Annotated in this window: 17 protein-coding genes and 1 pseudogene; 7 read left to right on the top strand and 11 right to left on the bottom strand. The window is 65.4% G+C overall.

Features of this window, described 5'->3' with window-relative positions:
• Positions 1–18 precede the first annotated feature (18 nt).
• Both HJG44_RS19505 and HJG44_RS19500 read right to left on the bottom strand, forming a co-directional pair.
• Positions 19–1,149 (bottom strand): NAD(P)/FAD-dependent oxidoreductase, encoded by a 1,131-nt coding sequence (locus HJG44_RS19505; protein ID WP_171220026.1) that lies wholly within the window; start codon positions 1,147–1,149, stop codon positions 19–21.
• Between the two features lie 265 nt (positions 1,150–1,414).
• On the bottom strand, positions 1,415–1,738 hold the full coding sequence (locus HJG44_RS19500) for an SWIB/MDM2 domain-containing protein (protein ID WP_171220025.1): 324 nt from the start codon (positions 1,736–1,738) through the stop codon (positions 1,415–1,417).
• Positions 1,739–2,206: 468 nt separating this feature from the next.
• Here HJG44_RS19500 and HJG44_RS19495 point away from each other — a divergent pair, with 468 nt between their 5' ends.
• Positions 2,207–3,232, top strand: coding sequence for an extracellular solute-binding protein (locus HJG44_RS19495; RefSeq protein WP_171220024.1), 1,026 nt, complete (start codon positions 2,207–2,209; stop codon positions 3,230–3,232).
• A gap of 53 nt (positions 3,233–3,285) precedes the next feature.
• Positions 3,286–4,965 carry an ABC transporter permease subunit gene (locus HJG44_RS19490; protein ID WP_171220358.1) on the top strand — a complete coding sequence of 560 codons (1,680 nt, stop codon included), beginning with the start codon at positions 3,286–3,288 and terminating at the stop codon, positions 4,963–4,965.
• Here the strand turns inward: HJG44_RS19490 and HJG44_RS19485 are convergent.
• From HJG44_RS19485 to HJG44_RS19475, 3 genes are all read right to left on the bottom strand, one after another.
• A complete protein-coding gene (locus HJG44_RS19485; protein ID WP_171220023.1) occupies positions 4,950–5,630 on the bottom strand; it encodes a 3-oxoacid CoA-transferase subunit B in 681 nt (226 codons plus the stop codon). The two genes, HJG44_RS19490 and HJG44_RS19485, sit on opposite strands and share 16 nt — an antisense overlap.
• A 15-nt stretch (positions 5,631–5,645) precedes the next feature.
• Positions 5,646–6,347, bottom strand: coding sequence for a CoA transferase subunit A (locus HJG44_RS19480; RefSeq protein ID WP_171220022.1), 702 nt, complete (start codon positions 6,345–6,347; stop codon positions 5,646–5,648).
• Between the two features lie 282 nt (positions 6,348–6,629).
• Complete coding sequence (locus HJG44_RS19475) at positions 6,630–7,433, bottom strand: ABC transporter permease (protein ID WP_171220021.1); 804 nt, start codon at positions 7,431–7,433, stop codon at positions 6,630–6,632.
• Between the two features lie 144 nt (positions 7,434–7,577).
• On the opposite strand from HJG44_RS19475, the pseudogene HJG44_RS19470 reads away from it, so the two are divergent.
• Positions 7,578–7,979, top strand: a pseudogene (locus HJG44_RS19470) (integrase core domain-containing protein); the annotation flags it as partial.
• 101 nt (positions 7,980–8,080) lie between these two features.
• On the opposite strand, the gene rfbB reads toward HJG44_RS19470, so the two are convergent.
• The 5 genes from rfbB to HJG44_RS19445 form a co-directional block, all read right to left on the bottom strand.
• The gene (rfbB, locus tag HJG44_RS19465) at positions 8,081–9,184 is read right to left on the bottom strand and encodes a dTDP-glucose 4,6-dehydratase (protein ID WP_346767220.1); all 1,104 of its coding nucleotides are present in this window, start codon (positions 9,182–9,184) and stop codon (positions 8,081–8,083) included.
• Between the two features lie 16 nt (positions 9,185–9,200).
• Positions 9,201–9,761: a dTDP-4-dehydrorhamnose 3,5-epimerase gene (rfbC, locus tag HJG44_RS19460; protein WP_171220019.1), complete on the bottom strand. Its 561-nt coding sequence runs from the start codon at positions 9,759–9,761 to the stop codon at positions 9,201–9,203.
• Between the two features lie 12 nt (positions 9,762–9,773).
• Positions 9,774–10,652 carry a glucose-1-phosphate thymidylyltransferase RfbA gene (rfbA, locus tag HJG44_RS19455; RefSeq protein ID WP_171220018.1) on the bottom strand — a complete coding sequence of 293 codons (879 nt, stop codon included), beginning with the start codon at positions 10,650–10,652 and terminating at the stop codon, positions 9,774–9,776.
• A gap of 152 nt (positions 10,653–10,804) precedes the next feature.
• Positions 10,805–12,067, bottom strand: a complete 1,263-nt coding sequence (locus tag HJG44_RS19450; protein WP_171220017.1) for a KpsE/RkpR family capsule polysaccharide export protein — start codon at positions 12,065–12,067, stop codon at positions 10,805–10,807.
• A 58-nt stretch (positions 12,068–12,125) separates the two neighbouring features.
• Positions 12,126–12,779, bottom strand: coding sequence for an ABC transporter ATP-binding protein (locus HJG44_RS19445; protein ID WP_171220016.1), 654 nt, complete (start codon positions 12,777–12,779; stop codon positions 12,126–12,128).
• Positions 12,780–13,117: 338 nt separating this feature from the next.
• Here HJG44_RS19445 and HJG44_RS19440 point away from each other — a divergent pair, with 338 nt between their 5' ends.
• From HJG44_RS19440 to HJG44_RS19425, 4 genes are all read left to right on the top strand, one after another.
• Positions 13,118–15,283 (top strand): glycosyltransferase family 2 protein, encoded by a 2,166-nt coding sequence (locus HJG44_RS19440; RefSeq protein ID WP_210261247.1) that lies wholly within the window; start codon positions 13,118–13,120, stop codon positions 15,281–15,283.
• A gap of 70 nt (positions 15,284–15,353) precedes the next feature.
• Positions 15,354–16,160 carry a class I SAM-dependent methyltransferase gene (locus HJG44_RS19435; protein WP_171220014.1) on the top strand — a complete coding sequence of 269 codons (807 nt, stop codon included), beginning with the start codon at positions 15,354–15,356 and terminating at the stop codon, positions 16,158–16,160.
• A gap of 26 nt (positions 16,161–16,186) precedes the next feature.
• Complete coding sequence (locus tag HJG44_RS19430; protein ID WP_171220013.1) at positions 16,187–17,233, top strand: hypothetical protein; 1,047 nt, start codon at positions 16,187–16,189, stop codon at positions 17,231–17,233.
• Between the two features lie 53 nt (positions 17,234–17,286).
• Positions 17,287–18,615, top strand: a complete 1,329-nt coding sequence (locus tag HJG44_RS19425) for a KpsE/RkpR family capsule polysaccharide export protein (RefSeq protein WP_171220012.1) — start codon at positions 17,287–17,289, stop codon at positions 18,613–18,615.
• Between the two features lie 6 nt (positions 18,616–18,621).
• On the opposite strand, the gene HJG44_RS19420 is transcribed toward HJG44_RS19425, so the two are convergent.
• Positions 18,622–20,490, bottom strand: coding sequence for a glycosyltransferase family 2 protein (locus HJG44_RS19420; protein WP_171220011.1), 1,869 nt, complete (start codon positions 20,488–20,490; stop codon positions 18,622–18,624).
• Between the last annotated feature and the right edge of the window lie 593 nt (positions 20,491–21,083).

Below are 21,083 nucleotides of genomic sequence, written 5' to 3'. Positions count from 1 at the left end.
TGGATGGTGCCGTTCCGCTCAGCGAGGCGGCAGACGCCCCGGCGCGAGATGGTCGGCCGCGATCCCGAGATCGGCGACGGGTTCCGGAACGGCATTGCGGGTGATCAGCCCCGCCGCGATGGCCGCCAGCGCCGGCGCGGTGTGGAAGCCGTAGCCGCCCTGGCCGGCGAGCCAGAAGAAGCTCTCCGCAGCCGGATCGAAGCCGACGACCGGCGTCCTGTCCGGCGCGAAAGTGCGCAGCCCCGCCCAGCGCCGCAGGATCCGGCGGATCGGCAGCTCGGCGATCTCCTGGATGCGGTCGGCCGCGACCGCGACGTCGATCTCCTCCGGCTGGGCGTCCGTCGGCTCGCTCGGCGCCTCGTCCGCCGGCGAGGCGAGGAGCAGGCCCGCATCCGGCTTGAAGTAGAACGCCTCGCCCGGGCCGACGACCATCGGCCAGTCGCGGGCCGAGACGCCGTCCGGCGGCCCGAACAGGAAGGCCGTCCGGCGCATCGGCTGCAGGCCGCGCCGCGGCACGCCGGCGAGCGCGGCGACCCGGTCGGCCCAGGCGCCGGCGGCGTTCACGAGGATGTCGGCCGAGACCTCCGCCGCCGGCAGGCGAAGGCGCCAGCGGCCGCCCCGCCGCTCGATCCCGACCACCTCGGCGCGGGTCAGGATCTCCGCACCATATGCGCGGGCGACGCGCAGAAAGCCCTGCAGACAGCCATGGGTGTCGATGTCCCGGGCATCCGGCTCCAGGACCCCGCCGCGAACCCAGCCCTCTTTCAGCGCCGGGACGAGGCGGCGCGCCTCGGCGCCGCCGAGGAAGCGCACGTCCGGCACGAGCGCGCTCGTCTCCGCGTGAAGGGCGGAGAGACGGTCGAGATCGTCCTCGCCCCCGACATGCAGGACGCCGCGCGGCGTGAGGAGCGGATGCTCGGCGAAACCCGGCGGCGGGGAGGCGAGGAACGGCCGGCTCGCGACCGTCAGGCCCCGGACCACGGCGTTGCCGTAGGTTTCCGTGAACAGCGCCGCCGAGCGGCCGGACGCGTGATAGCCCGGCTGGTCCTCCCGCTCGAGCAGGACGACCTTGTGGTGAGGCGCGAGATGGGCCGCCGCGGAAGCTCCGGCGATGCCGCCTCCGACGATGGCGACCTCGACTTCTGTCATCTCACGCCTGGCTTGAGCGGGCGATTTCCGCCTCCCTCACCCTGATGCGCCAGCCCGATGCCGCGCGTCGCCGGAGCCTTCACCCCGGAGGGAGCAGCGCCCGATCGATCGTGGCGCGCTGACGGCGCGTTCCAAGCAAGGGGGGGCTGCCGCACGGCAGCCCCCCTTGACCGGTATCGCACCGGCCGAGCCGGGCAGCCCCGCAGCGCTCGCGGCGCGGCGGGGCGGAGATCGCGGGCGGAGATCGGCCGGACGCCCGGTGCGCTCAGCTCAGATGCTTCGACAGGTGCTTGTTCATCTCGAACATGGTGACCTTGTCGGTCCCGAACACCTTCTTCAGCTTGTCGTCGGCCAGGATCTCGCGGCCGTTCTTTGGGTTCTGGAGCTTGTTCGACTTGATGTATTCCCAAACCTTGGAGACGACCTCCGTGCGCGGCAGCGGCTTGGTGCCGACCACGGCGCCGAGTTCCTTCGAAGGCGTCATCGGCTTCATCAGAGCCGGATTGACCTTGCGGCCGCCGCCCTCGCCGCCCTTCGCGGCCGCCTTCGGCTTCGCGTCGCCTTTCGCCGTCTTGGTTTCCTTGGCCATTCCCGCCATCTCCTCTAGTCGCGGAATCAACCGCAGCGCCGGACCCTTGAGCAGAGGGGCGCTCGCCGTCAACGCTCAAGGGGCATTCCTCTGTGAGTTTTCGCACCTGCAGGACCCTTTCAGCCCCGGTGGCGTATAGAAAAGGTCGAATATCGGCGCCCGGACGGCAGACCAGAGGCGAGCCTGGCAGCGCCTCCTGTCCCGGCGATGGCGGACCTGAGGCGCCATTCTGGCGATCTCGGAGCTGCGAGCTCCGTCGCGTGGCGCCCTGGCGGTCGCGATCGGAGGTTCCGGGAGACGAAACTCTCCCGCGCTTGCGCAAGACGCTGGCCGCCTCACCCGCCGCAGCTCTGCAGATACGATTTAGACTTAATCTAAGGTACTGACGAATCACAGCTTTTCCTTGCGCGAGAGCACCCGGTCGTGCTCTTAGCCAGCCATGCGCTTGGGCGAGAGCAGGAGGAAAAGGTGCGCACCTATCGCGAAGGGCTTCGTCTCGCCTCGCTCGGGGCGGCTCTCCTGGTCGGGACCTCGGGCGTGCTTGCCGGCGAGGTGAACGTCTATACGAACCGCGAGCCGGGACTGTATTCCGCCACGCTCGATGAATTCACCAAGGCCACCGGCATCAAGGTGAATGCCATCTTCTCCGAGCAGGGCCTCGCCGAGCGGATCGCGGCCGAGGGCGAGAAGAGCCCGGCCGACGTCCTGATCACGGTCGATATCGGCCGCCTCCAGCAGGCGCTCGACCTCGGCGTTGCCGCCCCGATCCGATCCGAGGTGGTCGCCTCGGCGGTACCGGCGAACCTGCGCGATCCGGAAGGCCGCTGGACCGCGCTCTCCATGCGCGCTCGCACGATCTACGTCTCCAAGGAGCGCGTCCAGGACACCGCCCTCACCTACGAGAGCCTCGCCGATCCGAAGTGGAAGGGGAAGGTCTGCACCCGCTCCTTCCAGCACCCCTACAACGTCGCTCTGACGGCCGCGATGATCGTGAAGAAGGGCGAGGAGAAGACCAAGGCCTGGCTCGAAGGCGTGAAGGCGAACCTTGCGAAGAAGCCGTCGGGCGGCGACCGCGACGTCGCCAAGGACATCGCGGCCGGCGTCTGCGATCTCGGCCTCGGCAATTCCTACTATGTGGGTCTGATGGCCAACGGAAAGAACGAGGAGCAGAAGAAGTGGGCGGCCGCGATCCGGCCCGTCCTGCCCACTTTCGAAGGCGGCGCGACCCACGTGAACGTCTCGGGCGCGGTGGTCACCAAGCATGCCCCGAACCGCGACAACGCGATCAAGCTCATCGAGTACATGACGTCCCCCGACGCCCAGCAAGTCTTCGCGGACGTCAACTACGAGTACCCGATCCGCGCGGGCGTGCCGGTGAATGCGTTCGTCGCCTCCTTCGGCGCGCTCAAGCCCGACCCGATGAGCCTCGCCGACGTGGCGAAGGCGCGTAAGCGGGCGAGCGAGCTCGTGGACGAGGTCGGGTTCGACCGCTGATCGTCGCCGAGGCCGTTCCGGGGCGGCTTGCCGACGAGCCTGGGCGGCGCTGGCTGCCGCGCCGCAGCGCTCGCCCCCCGCTGATCCTCGCGCTGCCGCTCCTCGGAGCCGCGCTCGTTGCGGCTCCGCTGTTTTCGCTGGCGATCACGGCCCTGCTCGGCGGGGCGGGCGCGCTCTCGCGGCTCGCCGCCACCGTCCTGCCGGTCGCCCTTGCGGAGACGGCGCTTCTCCTTGGCGGAGTCGGCATCCTGGCGACGGCAATCGGCTCGGGCGCCGCCTGGCTCGTGACGGCCTTCCGGTTTCCGGGCTCGCGGGTGCTCGCCTGGCTGCTGCCGCTGCCGCTCGCCGTGCCGACCTATGTCACGGCGCTCGTCTATGTGGAGATTCTCGATGCGGCCGGCCCGGTGCGGTCCGGGCTGCGCAATGCGTTCGGCCGCGGGATCGCCGATGCCTGGTTCCCCGAGGTGCGGTCCCTTCCGGCCTGCATCGTCCTCTTCGCCTTCGTCCTCTTCCCCTACGTCTTCGTCGCGGCGCGGGCCGCCTTTCTCGCCCGGGACCCTTCGATCATGGCGGCCGCACGCACCCTGGGCAGCCGCCCGGTCCATCTGTTCCTGCGCGTGGCGCTTCCGCTCGCCCGCCCGGCCATCGCGGTCGGCGCGACGCTTGTCCTGCTGGAGAGCCTGAACGACATCGGGGCGACGGAGTATCTGGGCGTCAGGACCCTCACGGTCTCGGCCTATACGGCGTGGCTGAACCAGAGCGATCTCGCGGGGGCGGCGCAGATCGCCTCGATCGCGCTCCTCGTCGTGGCCCTCCTCCTCGTCGTCGAGGAGCTTCAGCGCGACCGGAGCCAGTATCACGGCTCCGCGAACACGACCGCCCGGGGCGAGCCGGTCGAGCTTCGCGGGATACGCGCCGGCATCGCCCTCCTCCTCTGCGCCCTGCCCGTGATAATCGGCTTCGTCGTGCCGGCCGGGTTCCTGGCGCTGGAGGTGGTCCGGCGCGAGCTCCTCGAGGCCGCCGGGCCCGCCCTGATCGGCCATCTCTGGACGACCGTGTTCCTGGCGCTCGCAGCGACGGCCGTGGTAATCCTCTGGTCGATCGCGATCGTGCTGGCGGCGCGGATCCGTCCGACCCGGCTCGCACGCCGGATCGGGTTCGTGGCAGGACTCGGCTACGCCGTCCCCGGCACGATCCTGGTCCTCGGCCTGTTCGGGCCGCTCGTCGGGCTCGACACGGCCCTGAGCCGGGCCTGGGAACTCGCGACCGGCGAGAAGGCCAGGCTGATCCTCATGGGCTCGGGCGCGACGCTCGTGATCGCCTACGTGATCCGCTTCATGCGGGTCGGGATCGTGGCTCTCTCCGCGCAGCTCGCCCAGACCCCGCCGGAGATCGACCAGGTGGCGCGCGTGCTCGGCGCCCGGCCGGCGGCGCTCGCCTGGCACGTGCAACTGCCGCTCCTGCGGCCCGCCCTGGGCGGCGCGGCGCTGCTCGTCTTCGTGGACTGCATCAAGGAGCTGCCTGCGACACTCCTGCTGCGGCCGCTGAACCTCGAAACGCTCGCAACCGTCGTCTACGGGGCCGCATCGAGGGGCTCCTTCGAGGACGGCGCGCTCGCCGCCCTCGTCATCGTGCTGGCGGGGCTCGGCCCGATCGCCTGGCTCACGCAGGCTATGGAGCGGACCCCGCGGGGTGGAGCCCGCGCGCCCCTGCCCGATCAGGCGGCTTTCTGAGCGGCCTCGCCGAGCGCGACGGTGAAGCTTGCCTCCGTCTGCGCCTTGACGTCCTCGACGGTGACGCCCGGCGCGAGTTCGACGAGCTTCATGCCGCCGTTTCCGTGCTTGTCGATCGTGAACACGCCGAGATCGGTGATCACCATGTCGACGACACGCGTGCCGGTGAGCGGCAGGGTGCAGCGGTGGAGCAGCTTCGGCTCCATCGAGCCGTCCTTGCCCTTCGCCGAATGCTCCATCACGACGACGACCTTCTTGACCCCGGCGACGAGGTCCATGGCGCCTCCCATGCCCTTCACCATCTTGCCGGGGATCATCCAGTTGGCGAGGTCGCCGTTCTCGGCGACCTGCATCGCGCCGAGGATGGACAGGTTGATATGCCCGCCGCGGATCATCGCGAAGGAATCGGCCGAGGAGAAATAGCTCGTGGTCGGGAGCTCCGTGATGGTCTGCTTGCCGGCGTTGATGAGGTCCGGATCCTCCTCGCCCTCGAGCGGAAACGGCCCCATCCCGAGCATGCCGTTCTCGCTCTGGAGCTGAACGGTCATCCCCTCCGGGATGTAGTTCGAGACGAGCGTCGGGATGCCGATCCCGAGATTGACGTAGTAGCCGTCGCGCAGCTCCTGGGCGGCGCGCTGGGCCATCTGGTCGCGTGTCCAAGCCATGTTGCTCTGTCCTCCTCAGGCGGCCTTGCGGACCGTGCGCTGCTCGATGCGCTTGGCGGCATTGGGAGCGTGCACGATGCGGCTCACGAAAATGCCGGGCGTGATGATGTGGTCGGGATCGATCTCGCCGGGCTGGACGAGGTGCTCGACCTGGGCGACCGTGACCCTGGCGGCGGTCGCCATCATCGGATTGAAGTTCCGCGCCGTCTTCCGGTAGACGAGATTGCCTTCCGTGTCGCCCTTCCAGGCGTGGACGACCGCGAGGTCGGCGAAGAGGCCGCGCTCCATGACGTACATCTCGCCGTCGAACTCGCGGGTCTCCTTGCCTTCCGCGATCAGGGTGCCGTAGCCGGTCTTGGTGTAGAAGGCCGGGATGCCGGCGCCGCCCGCGCGGATACGCTCGGCCAGGGTGCCCTGCGGGTTGAACTCGATCTCCAGCTCGCCCGCCAGATATTGCTGCGCGAAGGTCTTGTTCTCGCCGACATAGGACGAGATCATCTTCTTGACCTGTCTGGTCTCGAGGAGCACCCCGAGCCCGACGCCGTCGATCCCGGCATTGTTGGAGACGATCGTCAGGTTCTTCGCGCCGGAATCGCGGATGGCCTCGATCAGGAGGTCGGGAATGCCGCACAGACCGAAGCCTCCGGCCATAATCGTCATGCCGTCGCTGATCACGCCCGCAAGCGCCGCGTGGGCGTCAGGATAGACCTTCTTCATTCATGAACTCCCAGGGCCGAGACGGATGAGCTCAGGCCCATGCCGGCACCATAATGGCGCCGCTTCCCGGCTCCAACCCTCAACGCCCTCCCGAGGGGAAAACCCGCGCAGCCGAGAATGCACCAGGGAGCGCTCTCCGGTGCTCGCAAGTCGGGCGGCGACCCGCTCGAGGTCACGGAGCTGACCACCTTCGGCGGGCCTCTTGGCGATGTCGCCACGACTCCGACCCTGAACGCTCCAGGTTCGCGCAGCGCCCGACACAGTCGAAACCACTAGAATATTTCAGGCATTGCTCACAAAACGACGCCCAAATCTGGCAACCAAAAGAGCAATAAATATAGTCACCAACCCCCAACTTATCAGGTAAATTGGGTCGAATGTCCTGCTGCTATACGCTCCGTAATACGCGAGTCTCATCCATTCTACAGCGTGCACAAGAGGATTCCACGAGAGAGCCTCTCTCGCGGCTTCTGGCATATGATCCGGTACGAATAAGACGCCTGACAAGATATATAGGACGATCGTCGCAAGAGTATAGACCGTAACCCATAACTGGTAGATCGCAGCGATTACGCCATTGATAAAACCAAAACCAATGCCAAGCAGTATACCTGCACCAACAGCTTTCATTGCATCCACGGCGGATGCTGGAAATGGATCAATTCCAAAGGCAAAAAACAACCCGAAGAGCGCTAGCGCCATGCAACACGCTGCACCTGACTCCAGAATTGCACGTGCCACAAGGATATCGACCAGTTTCACAGCGGGGAATGCCATAAGCGATTTATTGACCACCACCGAAAGCATAATCCAACGGGACGCGTAAATGAACGACATCACAGGAACGAGGCCGGTAGCGAACCAGAGGGCCAAACTCGAGCCGTAGGGAGTTGCGCGCCCCATGAAGCTCCAAATTCCGATCAGAACTACGATGTGAGCAAGAGGCCAGGCGATCGCTATGAGATAGCCCAGTCCGTGCCCGAAAAAGCGGGTCCGAATATCGCGCAATATAAGCGCCTTGATAACGCGAGCCTGCGCTACGAACGGCCCTCGGAATGAAGTGGCTGAAGAAGGAAATAAGAACAAGAAAGGAGCCTCCCCACTCTTCAGATATAGCGATTACGGCGTTGTTGGGGCGACCAGGATGCCGACGCTCTGCTTCCATCACCCGCGGCCATTCCCCAGAACGACGGGCGCCACACTTCCAATCTCATCCAGCCTAGAGCATTCGATCGGCTGTTCGACGGACGTCCCTTCCGGATCCTGACGATCGTGGACTGCCACATGCGAGAGGCGCTTGCGCTCGTCCCAAGAGTGAACTTCCGCGCCTACCAGGTCACCGAGATCCTCGATCGGCTCTCCAAGGAGCGCGGCCGGCGTACCTAAACGGTGTCGAGATCGACTTCTCCCGGCCGGGAAAGCCCACGGACAATGCCTATATCGAGGCCTTCAACAGCTGTCTTCGGGCGGAATGCCTCAATGCGTCATGGTTCCTGTCGATGGCCGATGCCCGCGATCGGTTTGAGGAATGGAGGACCGACTACAACGGAAACCGATCTCTCACGGGCCTCGGCGGCGTTGACCCCGAGCGCCTTCGCCAACCAAGCTATCGAAGTCCGGCGACTTGCATAGACCCTGGACCACAAACAGGGGCAGGACCAACATGGCTCGAAGCCATACCTCAGGGAGGACCACTTCTCAGGGGCAGACACCCGAGCGCGTCATCTTTCCTCTCAAGGCCGCACGTCCGTTCGAGCCGTACACATGTGATGCTCACCCGACCTCAGCCCCAGCCGCTCGCCGCGGTATTGACCTGTCTGGATGGCACGCCACCACGCCTCGTTCTCCAGATACCAGCGGACGGTCTTCTCGAGGCCGCTTTCGAAGGTCTCAAGGGGGAACCAGCCGAGCTCGCGCCTGATCTTCGAGGCGTCGATGGCATAGCGCTGGTCGTGGCCAGGGCGATCGGCCACAAAGGCGATCTGCTCGGCATAGGAGCGGCCATCGGGGCGCGGGCGCATGGTGTCGAGGAGGCGGCAGACCTCCTGGACCACCTCTATGTTCCGCCGCTCCGAGTTTCCGCCGATATTGTAGGTCTCGCCAGGCGTTCCGGCCTCGAAGACCCGGCGCAGCGCACGGGCGTGATCCTCGACGAACAGCCAGTCGCGGACATTCTCGCCCCGTCCGTAGACCGGAAGCGGCTCACCCGCGAGGGCCTTCACGATCATGAGCGGGATCAGCTTCTCCGGGAAGTGATACGGCCCGTAATTGTTGGAGCAGTTCGTGACCAGCGTCGGCAAGCCATAGGTGTGATGCCAGGCACGCACGAGATGGTCCGACCCGGCCTTCGAGGCCGAATAGGGCGAGCGCGGATCGTAGGGGGTCTCCTCGACGAAGAAGCCGTCCGGCCCAAGCGAGCCGAACACCTCGTCCGTCGAGATGTGATGGAACCGGAAGCGTTCCTTCCGGCCTGGAGCGAGGCCCTGCCAATGCCGGGTCGCCTCGGCCAGCATGCGGAACGTGCCGACGACGTTCGTCTCGACGAAAACGGCCGGCCCGTCGATCGAGCGGTCGACGTGGCTCTCGGCCGCGAGATGGAGGACGATGTCGGGATCGAAACGCGCGAACGCACCGGCAACCGCCTCCGCATCGCAGATGTCGGCCTGGAGGAAGGCATGCCGCGGATCTTCGCTCACCGGCCCGAGCGAGGTGAGCGTCCCGGCATAGGTCAGCTTGTCGAGCGTCAGGACCTCGTAGTCGCTTTCCGCGATAAGATGGCGCACGACCGCCGACCCGATGAAGCCGGCCCCGCCCGTCACGAGAACGCGTTTGGTCACCGAAAGGCTCCGGTTGTCACGCCAGACGTTCCGGTAGGGGCTCGCCGTCATAAGGAAAAGGACTCTCGAGCTCGGCCAGGGTGGGCAGCGCGCGGTCCTTGTCCGACAGAACCGGTCCACCCAAGGGGAGCGGCCACTCGATTCCGACGCTATCCCAGCGGACGCCGCTATCGCATTCGGGCGCGTAGTAGTCGGTTACCTTGTAGATGACTTCGGTGTTCGGAGCCAGCGTCACGAAGGCATGCGCGAACCCGACCGGGACCCAGAGCTGGTAGCCGTTCTCGGCCGTCAGCTCCGCCGAGAGCCACCGTCCGTAAGTGGGCGATCCGTGGCGTATGTCGAGTGCGTAATCCATGATGGCGCCGGCCGTGCAGCGCACCAGCTTGCCCTGCCCGTGCGGCGGGACCTGGAAGTGCAACCCCCGCAGCGTGCCGATAGCCGCCGACATGGAGTGGTTGTCCTGGACGAATTCCGGCCCGATCCCAAGAGCTTCATAGGCGCGTCGGCTATAGGTTTCCGAGAACCAACCGCGGGCGTCGCCGAAGCGGCGCGGCTTCACGAGTTGCACGGTAGCCATAACCAGATCCGATCAGTGACGCGGCGATGCCACAATGCGCCTTAGATAGGCGCCGTACTCGTTCCGCAGGGTGCCGGCGATCGCAAGAAGCTCATCGGTCGAGATGAAGCCCTGTCGCCAGGCCACCTCCTCCGGGCAGGCGATCTTGAAGCCCTGACGATGCTCGACCGCGCGCACGAAGGCCGAGGCCTCGTGCATGGCCTCGACCGTTCCCGTGTCGAGCCATGCTGTACCGCGCGGAAGAATCTCGACCGTCAGCTTCCCCCGCTCCAGGTAATGCGCATTGACCGAGGTGATCTCGAGCTCTCCTCGTGCCGAGGGCCGCACATCCCGCGCAACCTCGACCACATCGGAATCGTAGAAATAGAGCCCCGTCACGGCCAGATCGCTCTTCGGCTCGGCCGGCTTTTCCTCGATGGAGAGCGCCTTCCCCGTCCTGTCGACCTCGACGACCCCGAAAGCTCGGGCATCCGCAACCGGATAGGCGAAGATGACCGCGCCGCTTTCGAGCGATGCGGCGCGTACGAGTTGCGCCGTCAGGCCGGCACCGTGGAACACATTGTCCCCGAGCGCCAGCGCGCAGGAATGGCCACTCACGAAGCGCTCTCCGATAAGGAAAGCCTCGGCGAGGCCCCGCGGCTCCGGCTGGGGCGCATAGGAAATGTTCAGCCCCCACTGCGAACCGGAGCCGAGCAGTTCCTCGAAGAGCGGCAGGTGCGCAGGGGTCGAGATCACCAGGACGTCCCGAATCCCGGCCAGCATCAGGGTGGTGAGCGGGTAATAGATGAGCGGCTTGTCGAAGATGGGCAAAAGCTGCTTCGAGACGGCACGGGTGGTGGGATAGAGGCGCGTCCCTTGCCCGCCCGCCAGGATGATACCTTTTTCAACCATCGTGCCCAACATCTCCGGCCCGAAGCCGAGCCCAGCGCAAGGCCGGAGGCTAGAGCACGTCCGGCGGGCGAATCGCAAGCCGGGAATGCGATCCAGGACTTTTCAACTGCTTCGTCGGAGAAGCTGGACCATGTCGAATTGAACGGCGGGGTCTATCGCCCGATCCGGGCACGAGCGACATTCGCCAGTCCGAGGAACGAAACCCATGCGAGGAGCCCCGCCCCGAGGGTCACCGAGATGTTCAGTGCCCGCCGCGGATAGCGCGCCTCCTCGGCAGCCGCGGGCCGGACGAAGGAGGTGAGGTAGATCTGCTTCGACAGGCTCGCCAGCCGCGCCCGCTCGAGGGCGGCCGCTGCATTCGTGTATTGCGTCTGCGCGATCTGACGTTCAAGCTCGAGGGCCGAGAGCCGCGTCATCGAGCTCGTAAGCACGGGGCCCGCGGTATCGCCTCTCGGGCGGGTCGTCAGCTCGGCCTGCAGTTTCTCCACCTGCCGCGCGGTCGCGTCGATCCGTGCGCGTAGGTTCCTCATCTGCGGCGCGTCGTCGCTCACCGATTTGCGCGCGACGGCATATTGCTGCTCGAACTCAAGCTGCTGCGCCCTCAAAGCCGAGATCAGCGCATCCGTCTTCTTCGCCTCGGTCGGTGCGTCGATTATGCCTTCCTGGTTTCGCGCGACTTCCAGCGCCGCGCGCGCCTGCGAGAGACGCCCCGCCGCAAGCTGCAGTTCCCTCTCGGCATCCGCGACGGCGTCGCGCCTTGCCCGGTCGTTCATGTCGTTCACGAGTTGCTCGCTTGCGTCGACGACAGCATTCGCGAGTGCGACCGCGTCGTCGGGACGGAAGGCGCGGACCGTCAGGACAACGATGCCGCCCGGCATCTCGATCGCCACATGGCTCATCGAATTCCAATACTTGACGATCCGCTCGATCGGCTTGTCCGGGTTCAGGCGCGCGTAGAAATCCGCCTCCGGCACACTATAGCGTCCCCTCAGGTCGGCCTTCTCGGCCAGCAACTCCACCAGCGCACGGCTCTCGATGTAGTTCGTGACGACCTGGGTGTCCTGGATCACCTGGATCGACGGGATGCCGGTGAGGGAGGAGAGCGCGTCGAGGCCCGCCATCGCACCGCTGCGGACCGCAAACCGCGCCTCTGCGACATACTGATCGGACGCGATCAGGCCGAAATAGAGCGTCGACGCAAGCGTGGGTACCGCGACAAAGGCGAGGAAGCCCAGCCAGGTCACCAGGCGCGCGATCTGCCGATTCCGGCGCGCCCGATGGGTGGTCGGCACGGGGCTGCGCCCGCCCGTCGCGAAGCGCAGGCGGCGCGCCGCCTCCGATAGGGATTCGGAGACCTTCTGGGCGCGCTGCGCGGCCGGGACGCGGACCGGCGAGGTGATCGGCTCGACGCTCATGAGCCGGCCCCTCCGGGGCGGCCAGCCAGGCGCCCGAATATGGCAGTCAGGTCGGACACTATCGATTCAGCCGATTGTACATCTCGATCGCCTGGTCGACGTCCTGGAACATCATCAAACGACCGTCAACGAGCACAGCGCCGCGGCTGCAGAAGGACTTGATGGTCGCCATCGAGTGCGAGATGACGATCAGGTCGGTGTTCTCGCGCCGTCGGCGGAACACCTCCTCGCAACGGGCCTGAAACCGCGCGTCACCTACGGCGGTCACCTCGTCGATCAGGTAGCATTCGAACTCGATGGCCATAGAGAGCCCAAATGCGAGCCGCGCCATCATACCCGAGGAGTAGGTCTTCACCGGCTCGTTGATGTAGTCGCCGATTTCGGCGAAGTCCTCGACGAAGCGCGAGACCTTGCGTGGGTCCTCACCGTAGATCCGGGCTACGAAATGCACGTTCTCGCGCCCGCTCATCAGGGGATCGAACCCGCCCGAAAAGCCCAGCGGCCAGGACACGCGTGTCGAACGGCGGACCTTGCCAGAATTCGGCAGCTCCGTCCCGGCGATGAGCCGCATGGTCGTCGACTTGCCCGCACCGTTCACTCCGAGAAGCCCGTAAGACCAACCCTGCTCGAAGACGGTGGACACGTGGTCCAGGATCACCTTCCGGTGCGCTTCGGTCTTGTAGTATTTATAGACGTTGGAGAGCTGGATCATCGTTCGTGAAGCTCTCCGACACGCCCTAAAAGGGCGCGCCGACAGGCTTGTCGTGTCGCGTGGCGGCAGCTCGCGTGCTGTTGCGTACGGGGGATTGCTATGGCCTACCCCCATGTCACCAGCCCGTGGCGGATTCATGGCGTAAGTCTATATTGGTCGGCTCGCGGCCGCGCATCCATCGGTCGATCGAGCGCGAAAGCGTCGGCCGAGGCTTTCGCGCTGCCATCTCGTTAAGCTATCCTGGCGACCGGAAGCGTGGCAAGCGCCGCGACAGAGCCCACCACCCAAGCCGCCTTTCGAGACCGGCTGAAGCACGGCATTCTATGATCTTCCCAGCGATGGCGCGCAAGGCCATCGGGCTTAAGCGCGTCGGTATCCTGCAGTGGACTGCGCTCGACCACGACCCGCAGCTCATCTACCGGGTGGCAGGCCCGTTACGCCCACGGAACCTGATCCTGGTCGCGGACGCTGTGTCCGTACGGATCGAGCCGGCCCTCTTCCTGGATACGGGTCATGGGTTCACCGATGCGCAGAGCGTAGCGTTTAGACCGTGCGGGAGAGCGATCTGCTGGCTCGAGCTCGACCGGATGCCCGAGGTGCGGCGCGTCCGGTTCGACCCGTCTTCCGAGCCGGGCAGGGTTACGGTCGCTGCTCTTACCACACCCAGTCGCTTCCTTGCGCGACGGCTCGTCCGCTGGCTCGACCGCGACCGCTATGGGCACGGACCGACGCGGGTGCAGCGCCTCTCAAGTTCTCGGATCGAGCTAGAGGGCCTCGGTTCGGGCCGGGACACGCGCCGTTATCGTAGCACCGCCGAGCACTATACCGAGGTTCTGGCCATGGCGGCAGCGCGTCCTCCCCTGGAGCTTGACGCGGGCGAGACGCCTCTCCTGTCGTTTCTCGTCCCCACCTACGAGACGGATCCCGGACATCTCGACACCCTGCTCAATTCCTTCCTCGCTCAGCCGCCAGGCCTGGCCGAGCTGATATTTAGCGACGACGGCTCCAAATCGCCTCGCACGCTGGAATGGCTGAATGCCCATGCCCGGGTGGCAGGGGTGAGGGTCGTGTCCGGAGAGCGGAACCAGGGCATCGCCACTGCGACGAACCGAGCGCTGCGACACGCTACTACTCCCTGGATCGGTCTGGCCGACCATGACGACGCGCTCTCGCCCGGAGCCGTCGTTGAAATCGCCCGGACGATCAGGGCGCGGCCGGACGCCGAGTTCATCTACACAGACGAGGTCGTCACGGACGGGCGCATGAAGCCCACGAGCTACATGCTCAAGCCCGCCTACGATCCCGTTCTCCTGTCCGGTGTGAACTACATCAACCACCTCTCGGTCTACCGGCGCGACCGACTCGCCGCGATTGGCGGATTCCGGGAGGGCTTCCAAGGGTCGCAGGATTACGACCTGCTGCTCCGGTACCTCGACGGGATCGATCCCGCGAGGGTGCTGCATCTCCCCTACCCCGCCTATCTGTGGCGTCGGCACCAAGCGAGCTTCTCGACGGAATTCAAGCCGGTCGCGGTCGAAAGCGCGAGGCGCACCCTCACCGAGCGCTATGGCGCGCCGGGCCGACCCGTCCCCGTGGACGATGCCCTCCTGCCCGAACTCCATCGCTTACGCTTCGACCTCACGATCGAACGGTGGCCAAAGGTCTCGGTGATCATCCCGAACCGCGACAGCCCTGACCTGATGGCGACCGTCCTCGCGGGTCTTCGCGGCACCGACTACCCCGACCTCGAAATCGTGGTCGCGGATAACGACACGCAGGATGCCGCAACCTTGGTCCTTTACGAGCACCATCGGGAAGGGCCGGTTCCGTTCGTCGTCGAGCCCGTGCCGGGCCCGTTCAACTTCTCGCGCTCCATCAATTGCGGTGTGGCGCGCGCCTCGGGCGAGTTCCTGCTCCTCCTCAACAACGACATCGAGATCGAGGACGCCGGCTGGCTGAAGGAGATGGTGTCCTGCTTCCGCTACGAGGGGACGGGGATCGTCGGAGCGCGGCTCCTCTATCCCGATCGCACCGTCCAGCATGCCGGCGTCATCGTCGGCCTCGGCGGCCTCGCCGGCCATTGGTTCGGAGGCAAGTCGGACCGGTTCTGGGGCCCGATGGGCCGTCTGGCGGTGCGCCAGTCGTTATCGGCCGTCACCGGCGCGGCGATGCTCGTATCCCGGGCCTGTTTCGAGACGGCAGGACCGTTCGACGAAGAGCGCTTCGCCATCGCATACAACGACATCGATTTCTGCCTGCGAGCCCGGGACAAGGGGTTCCGTGTCGTTTGGACCCCGTTCGCAACGCTCATCCACCACGAATCGGCCAGCCGCGGCAGCGACGAGGCGCCTGACAAGGTCGAACGCTTCCGACGCGAGCAGAAGAACCTGCGGGAGCGCCATGCGACCCACCTGTTCGACGACCCGGCGTATAATCCCTGGCACGACACGCGCGGCTCCGTGCCCGGCCTCCGGGCTCTCGACGAGCTTCCTCATCCTCGCTAAGCGCCCAATCTAAACAGGGATGGGTCTCGACAGCCGCTTGCCGGCGCTTGGCCGCATCCCGGAGTTCGAGATGGTCGCCAGCAAGAAGTCCGTGTCCTCGCTCTTCGAGCAATATGTCGACACGATGCCCTCGCCCCAGAACGCGGTTGACTCGGTTCCTGGATGGACCTGCGCCTTTCCGCCCGAGATGCCGGTCAAAGCCGGGCCGTTGCCGCTCTACGCCGATGACCGGATCGGCTGGATGCTGGAGCAGTACGGGACGCTCGAGGGGCGCAGCGTGCTAGAGCTTGGGCCGCTCGAGGGCAGCCACACCTACATGATCGAACGCGCGGGAGCGGCTCGCATCGATGCGGTGGAGGCCAACAAGCTCGCCTACCTTCGTTGTCTCGTGTTCAAGGAACTCGTCGCGCTTCAGCGGGCCCGCTTCCATCTCGGCAATTTCATCACCTGGCTCGGGCAGCCGGACCTCCATTACGACCTGATCGTGGCCTCCGGCGTCCTTTATCACCTTCGGGATCCGCTCGGGTTCCTCGAACGTGCGGCGGCTGCGACCGACGCGCTCTTTCTCTGGACGCACTACATGAGCGAGACCGCCATGCCGCCCACCGACATCCGGCGGGGCGTCTTCCGTGACGGGGTGGAGCGCCGCTCATTCCACGGCGTCAACGTGCGCCTGTATCCGCGCAGCTATCATCGGGCGGAGGAGAACGCCTCCTTCTGCGGCGGCCTCTACGACGACCATCGCTGGATCGAGCGAGACGACTTGCTGGCCGTCCTGCGGGCGCTTGGCTTCGACACGCTCCAGATCGCACACGAGCAGGCCGACCATCCGAACGGACCGTCCTTCAGCGTGCTTGCTCGCAGAAGCCAGGCCTGACGGGCCGGGCGACCCCGAACCGATCCATGCTGTTCAACATCGAGCACGATCTCGGCCGAGAGATCATCGGCTACCTTGTGCCGGACGGCTTCACGGGGCGAGCGACGATCCGTGTCACGCGAAGGGGCGACGAGCTCCTCACGAAACAGACCGACAGCCTGCGCGAATCGCTCGTCCATGCTGGCCGGCACGAAACGGGGCTCTGCGGCTTTACGATCGACGACGGCGAGATTCCGGGTCTCGCCGAGATCACGGATCTCGAGATCCGGGATGCCGAGAGCGATGTCATCATCTATCGCCGCTACAATCCGGAGGCGATCGTACGGCAGAAGATCTTCCGCTTGGAAACGCATCTTCTACCCTTGAGCCGCATCGATCGGGCTGTGCAACCACGCTTTCAGTTCTATTTCCCGAGCATCGACCGTTTCGGCCTTGAGACCACGCACCAGATGTTCCTGATGAACAATACGGATTCCGTCTATGCCAGCGGGCGGGTCTCCTATCGGAGCGTCGAGTACTATCTCGATCAGGGCTACACCTCGGTCGCGATGGTCCAGGAGCCGTTCGAAGAACTCGCAGAGCGGGTCCTCCTCCTGCGGCTCATCGGCGAGAACCGGGCGGGGATCCTCGGGCTGCGGGACAGCGTCACCTTCGAGACCGTGAAAAGCTTCGCATCAGGCCTGCCGCTCGATTCGGACAGGGCGCTCAGCCGGGCCTTCCGCGACATGGACCCTGAGGTCGCCAATATGCTGACCGACCCGGTTACACGGCAGCTCACCACCCGCCTGCCGGACGAGGTCCTGAAACCCTCGTCCATAGGCCAGGCGCTCAGCGTCCTGTCCGGCTTCCGGATCGTCGGGGTGCGGCACCGAGCCGAGCTTTTCGCGGACGCACTCGTGGACGCGCTCTCGCTGCATACGGGTGAGGTGCCGGTGGTAGAGCCGATTCCGGCAGCACGCGAGCTGGGGGCTCGGCTGCGAGAGATGCCGAGCGTCGAGAGGCTCCTCGAACATGACATTGCCGTCTTTCACTTCCTGTCGGAAGCCTTTGAAAAGTCACTAATCGAGAGCTAGATGGGGACGTGCCCGCCCGGCGGGCGGAGCGAGGCGAGTCTGAGCCGAGGGTGATGTCAGAGCAGATCCCCGCCGGTCGCAGGGCGGCGGCCAGCACCGTTCTGGATGGGACGGTGCAAACCGTCGGGCCTCTCAGTCCCAAGCAGCATTTCAGACCCCTCACCCGCTTCTACCAGCGGGCGCTGAGTCGCGCCTCGGGCGGACGACTGGCGCGGCAGGCCGTTCCGGTCGACGTCTTCGACCCGGAGCCCGCAACCTCGAATTTCCCGTGGGGGAAGCTCAGCTTTGTCGCGTGTGTGCTGATCCCCGCCCTCGCGGTGTCGCTGTATTTCGCCTTCATCGCGTCCGACCAGTTCGTCGCGGAGGCCCGCTTCGTGGTCCGCCTCGGACCGCAGGACGGCTCTGCAAAGGAGGGGCTCGCCTCCGTGCTCTCGGCCGTGAAGGGAGGCGGCTCCGGATCCGGCGGGACCAGCGCGACCGAGGACGCCCATGTCGTGACGAGCTACATCCAGAGCCGGGCGATCGTTGACGACATCCAGAAAACCGTCGATCTCCGTACGATCTTCACCCGGCCGGAAGCCGACTTCTATGCCCGTCTGAAGGCGAACGCCTCGATCGAGGAGCTGGTCGAATACTGGCGGGGGATGGTCAGCACCTATATCGATTCCATGTCGGGGATCGTGACTGTGGAAGTCCGCGCCTTCCGTCCGGACGATGCCGTCCTCCTGGTGCGGACCATTGGCGAGCTGAGCGAGAAGCTCGTCAACGACATCTCCCGCCGTGCCCGGCAGGATGCCCTCCGGCGCGCCACCGAGGAGGTTCAGCGCGCGCAGACTCTCATGTACGAGGCGATCCGCGATACGGAACGGTATCGGAACGCCGAAGGGCTGATCGATCCGATCCAGACCGCGACAGAGACTGGCAAACTTCTGACGAAGGTGCTGGCCGACCAGATCACGGCCGAAGGTGAACTCTTCGTCGCCAGCCGGTCCCTCGCTCCCGATTCGCCTGCGGTCCGCCGGCTGACGAGCCGGATAGAGGCGCTCAGGCAGCAGGCGGCGGACCTGCGCACCCAGCTCGCCGGGAATCGCGAGGAGGCGCGGAACGTGGCAGCCTCGCTCGCGCGGTTCGAGGAGGTCGCGATCAAGCAGAAGATGGCCGAGACACTTTATGCGCTGGCGGAGGCCGGTCTCGACCGCGCGAGGCGGCAGGCCGAGGCGCAGTCCGTCTACCTGTCGGTCTTCGTGCCGCCGGGGCTACCGCAGGAATACACCTACCCGAAGCGCTTCGAGTACTCGATCGCGATCGCGACGGCTCTCTTCGTCCTATGGAGCATCGCTGCCCTGATCTGGCTCTCGGTCGAGGATCACCGCCTCGGCTGAAATCTCTCACCCGAGATGATCAGCGAAGCGCGTGGTGGAGAAAAGCGGGTGGAAGAACGGATCATCGTGAATGAGCGGCAGCCACCGCTCACGAAACAGGGCGGCCTCAGCCTCGAAACGAGCTCGTTTCGGGCCTGAGTCTCGTCCACGCGACGCTGACTCGGCGTGGGTGAGGACCGCGTGAGGGCTCAACAGGTTGCGGTAGCCGCGCACCTGGAGCCTCAGGCAGAAATCGATGTCGTTGAAGGCAACTGCAAAGGCTCGGTCGAAGCCACCGATCTCCTCGAACTTCCGACGCTCGACCGCGAGGCACGCCGCCGTGACCGCGGACACCTCATGCACGACCTTCAGCCGATTCAAATTGCCTGGGTGATCAGCTGGCAGCTTCCGATCCCGGTGACCCGCTTCCCCTCCTAACCCGAGCGCGACTCCGGCATGCTGCAAACGCCCATCCTCGTAGAGGAGCTTTGCCCCAACAGCGCCGACGTCCGGCTGCAAGGCGAGGCTAGCCATCGCGGCGATCCATGTCCCATCGCGCGCCTCGCAGTCGTTGTTGAGAAGAACGAGCAGATCGCCTTCCGCCGCCTCAGCTCCGGCATTGATCAAGTCGGGGAAGTTGAATGGGCCGGGACGGCGCAACACCCTGACCCGTTCGCTATCATCAATGGCGGATAAGTAGGTTAGCGTATCAGCCTCAACAGACTCATTGTCGACGATCAGGATCTCGCAATTGTCGCACTGGCCAGAATGCTTAAGGATACTTGAGACAGCACGCTGCAGCAGATCGAGCCGGTCACGCGTCGGGATGACGATGGTGGCCTTCCGCGCAGAACTGAGAGAATAGGGCGAGGATGGAAGCGCCCTCGGCTTGGGAGCCGTGACTGGCGCATGTTCGAGCAGAAGCCTTTTCAGATGAGCCATCTCGCCACGGCTCCGACCTCTCCCAACCAGCCTGAGTGCGGTCCACCACGGGTCGGGATCGGCATCATCGATCTCGTGCACCGCAGCCTCGAGCAGGTGCCTCCTGAACAAGCAAGGTCGGCCAACATAGTCGATTTGGTCCAGGTATGTCGGGCTCCAGTCGGGCTTAAGTTCGGGTAATGCAGTAGAGCTGTCAGCCGGCGATGCGACACTGTCGGCATACACCGCTCTCATGCTAGGCTCGCCCGCAAGGAAATCGCGTAAAATAAGAGTGGCCTCCGGCGACAGGCGATCGCCAGGCTTCAGCCACCCCACCCATTCGGCAGAACTCGCACAGGCGAGCGAGAGAGCGACCCGGGCAGGTGAATCGAGATCGGTCAGTTGGACGATCTCGGCCCGGTCGGCGAGACCGGACCGATGGATGTGCTCAACGCTCTGCCGGTGATGCGCGCCGGGATGTAGCCCAACTAGGACCCGGAAACCTGCATCAACTTGCTGTCCCAGCGAAGCTAAGGTCTGAACCAGGGGAGAAACATCCTCTGATCCCACTACGACCACAAAACAGGGAACGGGCCCGATACGAGCCTCTGAAGTAACTGCCGCGTCGAGGCCCGCCGGCTCAAAAGCCCGGGTTCGCGTCCTCCGGAAATCGGCAAAGTTCGTAAGCGGAGCCAGGTCGAGGAGAGATCGCAGAAACACAGTCGTCGCGTGCACGCCTGCGAACCGGCTATAGATGAAACGGGCCATCGCTGTTGGTTGGCGCAGAAGCGTGCCAGCAAGTTGCAGTGCCGATAATGGCGCTATCGAGTCAATCCGGATTTCCCCGACGCTGCCTCGTGGAGCTAGGATCTCCAGTGCTTCGAGGTCTCTGGGCGCGAAGCCGATCCAACGCGCTCTGCCGAGCACGGGAGACGGCAGGATGTGCTCCTGCGCGGGACGTGTCGCAGGATACATTCGGAGCATCGGTCGAATCGGCTGCCCGCGGAAGCTTTGTGCGAATTCAAGCCGGAGAAGCCGAGACCTAAGCTCTCGCGTGTCCCCCGATCGGTAGATTGTTCTCATGTGAGGGTTTTCGTGGCCGCACGTCGCGGCGAGGGCATTCACCCTGGTTGCCGCAAAGCTAAACTTCAAAAAGTTTACGTCTAGATGGGGACACGCCCACGTGAACGACACGAGAGAAGGAGCATTTCTCCCTACGCAGCGGCTCGATCCCACTTCGCACATCAGCGTCCCAAAAGCGAGCGGACCACCCGTCCTATCGAGCTTCTGCCCTCGTCTGCCGGCCGGCTGAACCCGAGCGCCGCAAATGTGTCTCTGCGGACCCGCGCGACTGCGTGGGTGAGGATACGCGCCTCCGCCGCATGTATGATTGCGATCGGCAACGACGGCCCAGTCTCCCGAGGCTGAATTTTGGATCGAGGTGCTGGAGTTGACCCGCTTACGTGGACACCTTTTCCCTTGAGCAGGAGGTGTTCACATGCCGAGACATCGGCCGCCATATCCGGCGGAGTTTCGCAGGCAGCTGGTCGATCTGGTTCGGTCGGGTC

This window comes from Enterovirga aerilata, from assembly GCF_013044135.1.
Lineage (GTDB): Bacteria > Pseudomonadota > Alphaproteobacteria > Rhizobiales > Beijerinckiaceae > Enterovirga > Enterovirga aerilata.
This window is presented reverse-complemented; position numbering and strand designations above follow the sequence as displayed.

Coding starts and splice junctions, on each gene's coding strand:
- HJG44_RS19505 (WP_171220026.1), bottom strand. CDS start 1,149: ATGACAGAAGTCGAGGTCGCCATCGTCGGAGGCGGCATCGCCGGAGCT.
- HJG44_RS19500 (WP_171220025.1), bottom strand. CDS start 1,738: ATGGCCAAGGAAACCAAGACGGCGAAAGGCGACGCGAAGCCGAAGGCG.
- HJG44_RS19485 (WP_171220023.1), bottom strand. CDS start 5,630: ATGGCTTGGACACGCGACCAGATGGCCCAGCGCGCCGCCCAGGAGCTG.
- HJG44_RS19480 (WP_171220022.1), bottom strand. CDS start 6,347: ATGAAGAAGGTCTATCCTGACGCCCACGCGGCGCTTGCGGGCGTGATC.
- rfbC (WP_171220019.1), bottom strand. CDS start 9,761: ATGGCTACCGTGCAACTCGTGAAGCCGCGCCGCTTCGGCGACGCCCGC.
- rfbA (WP_171220018.1), bottom strand. CDS start 10,652: ATGGTTGAAAAAGGTATCATCCTGGCGGGCGGGCAAGGGACGCGCCTC.
- HJG44_RS19450 (WP_171220017.1), bottom strand. CDS start 12,067: ATGAGCGTCGAGCCGATCACCTCGCCGGTCCGCGTCCCGGCCGCGCAG.
- HJG44_RS19445 (WP_171220016.1), bottom strand. CDS start 12,779: ATGATCCAGCTCTCCAACGTCTATAAATACTACAAGACCGAAGCGCAC.
- HJG44_RS19440 (WP_210261247.1), top strand. CDS start 13,118: ATGGCGCGCAAGGCCATCGGGCTTAAGCGCGTCGGTATCCTGCAGTGG.
- HJG44_RS19435 (WP_171220014.1), top strand. CDS start 15,354: ATGGTCGCCAGCAAGAAGTCCGTGTCCTCGCTCTTCGAGCAATATGTC.
- HJG44_RS19430 (WP_171220013.1), top strand. CDS start 16,187: ATGCTGTTCAACATCGAGCACGATCTCGGCCGAGAGATCATCGGCTAC.
- HJG44_RS19425 (WP_171220012.1), top strand. CDS start 17,287: ATGTCAGAGCAGATCCCCGCCGGTCGCAGGGCGGCGGCCAGCACCGTT.
- HJG44_RS19420 (WP_171220011.1), bottom strand. CDS start 20,490: ATGTATCCTGCGACACGTCCCGCGCAGGAGCACATCCTGCCGTCTCCC.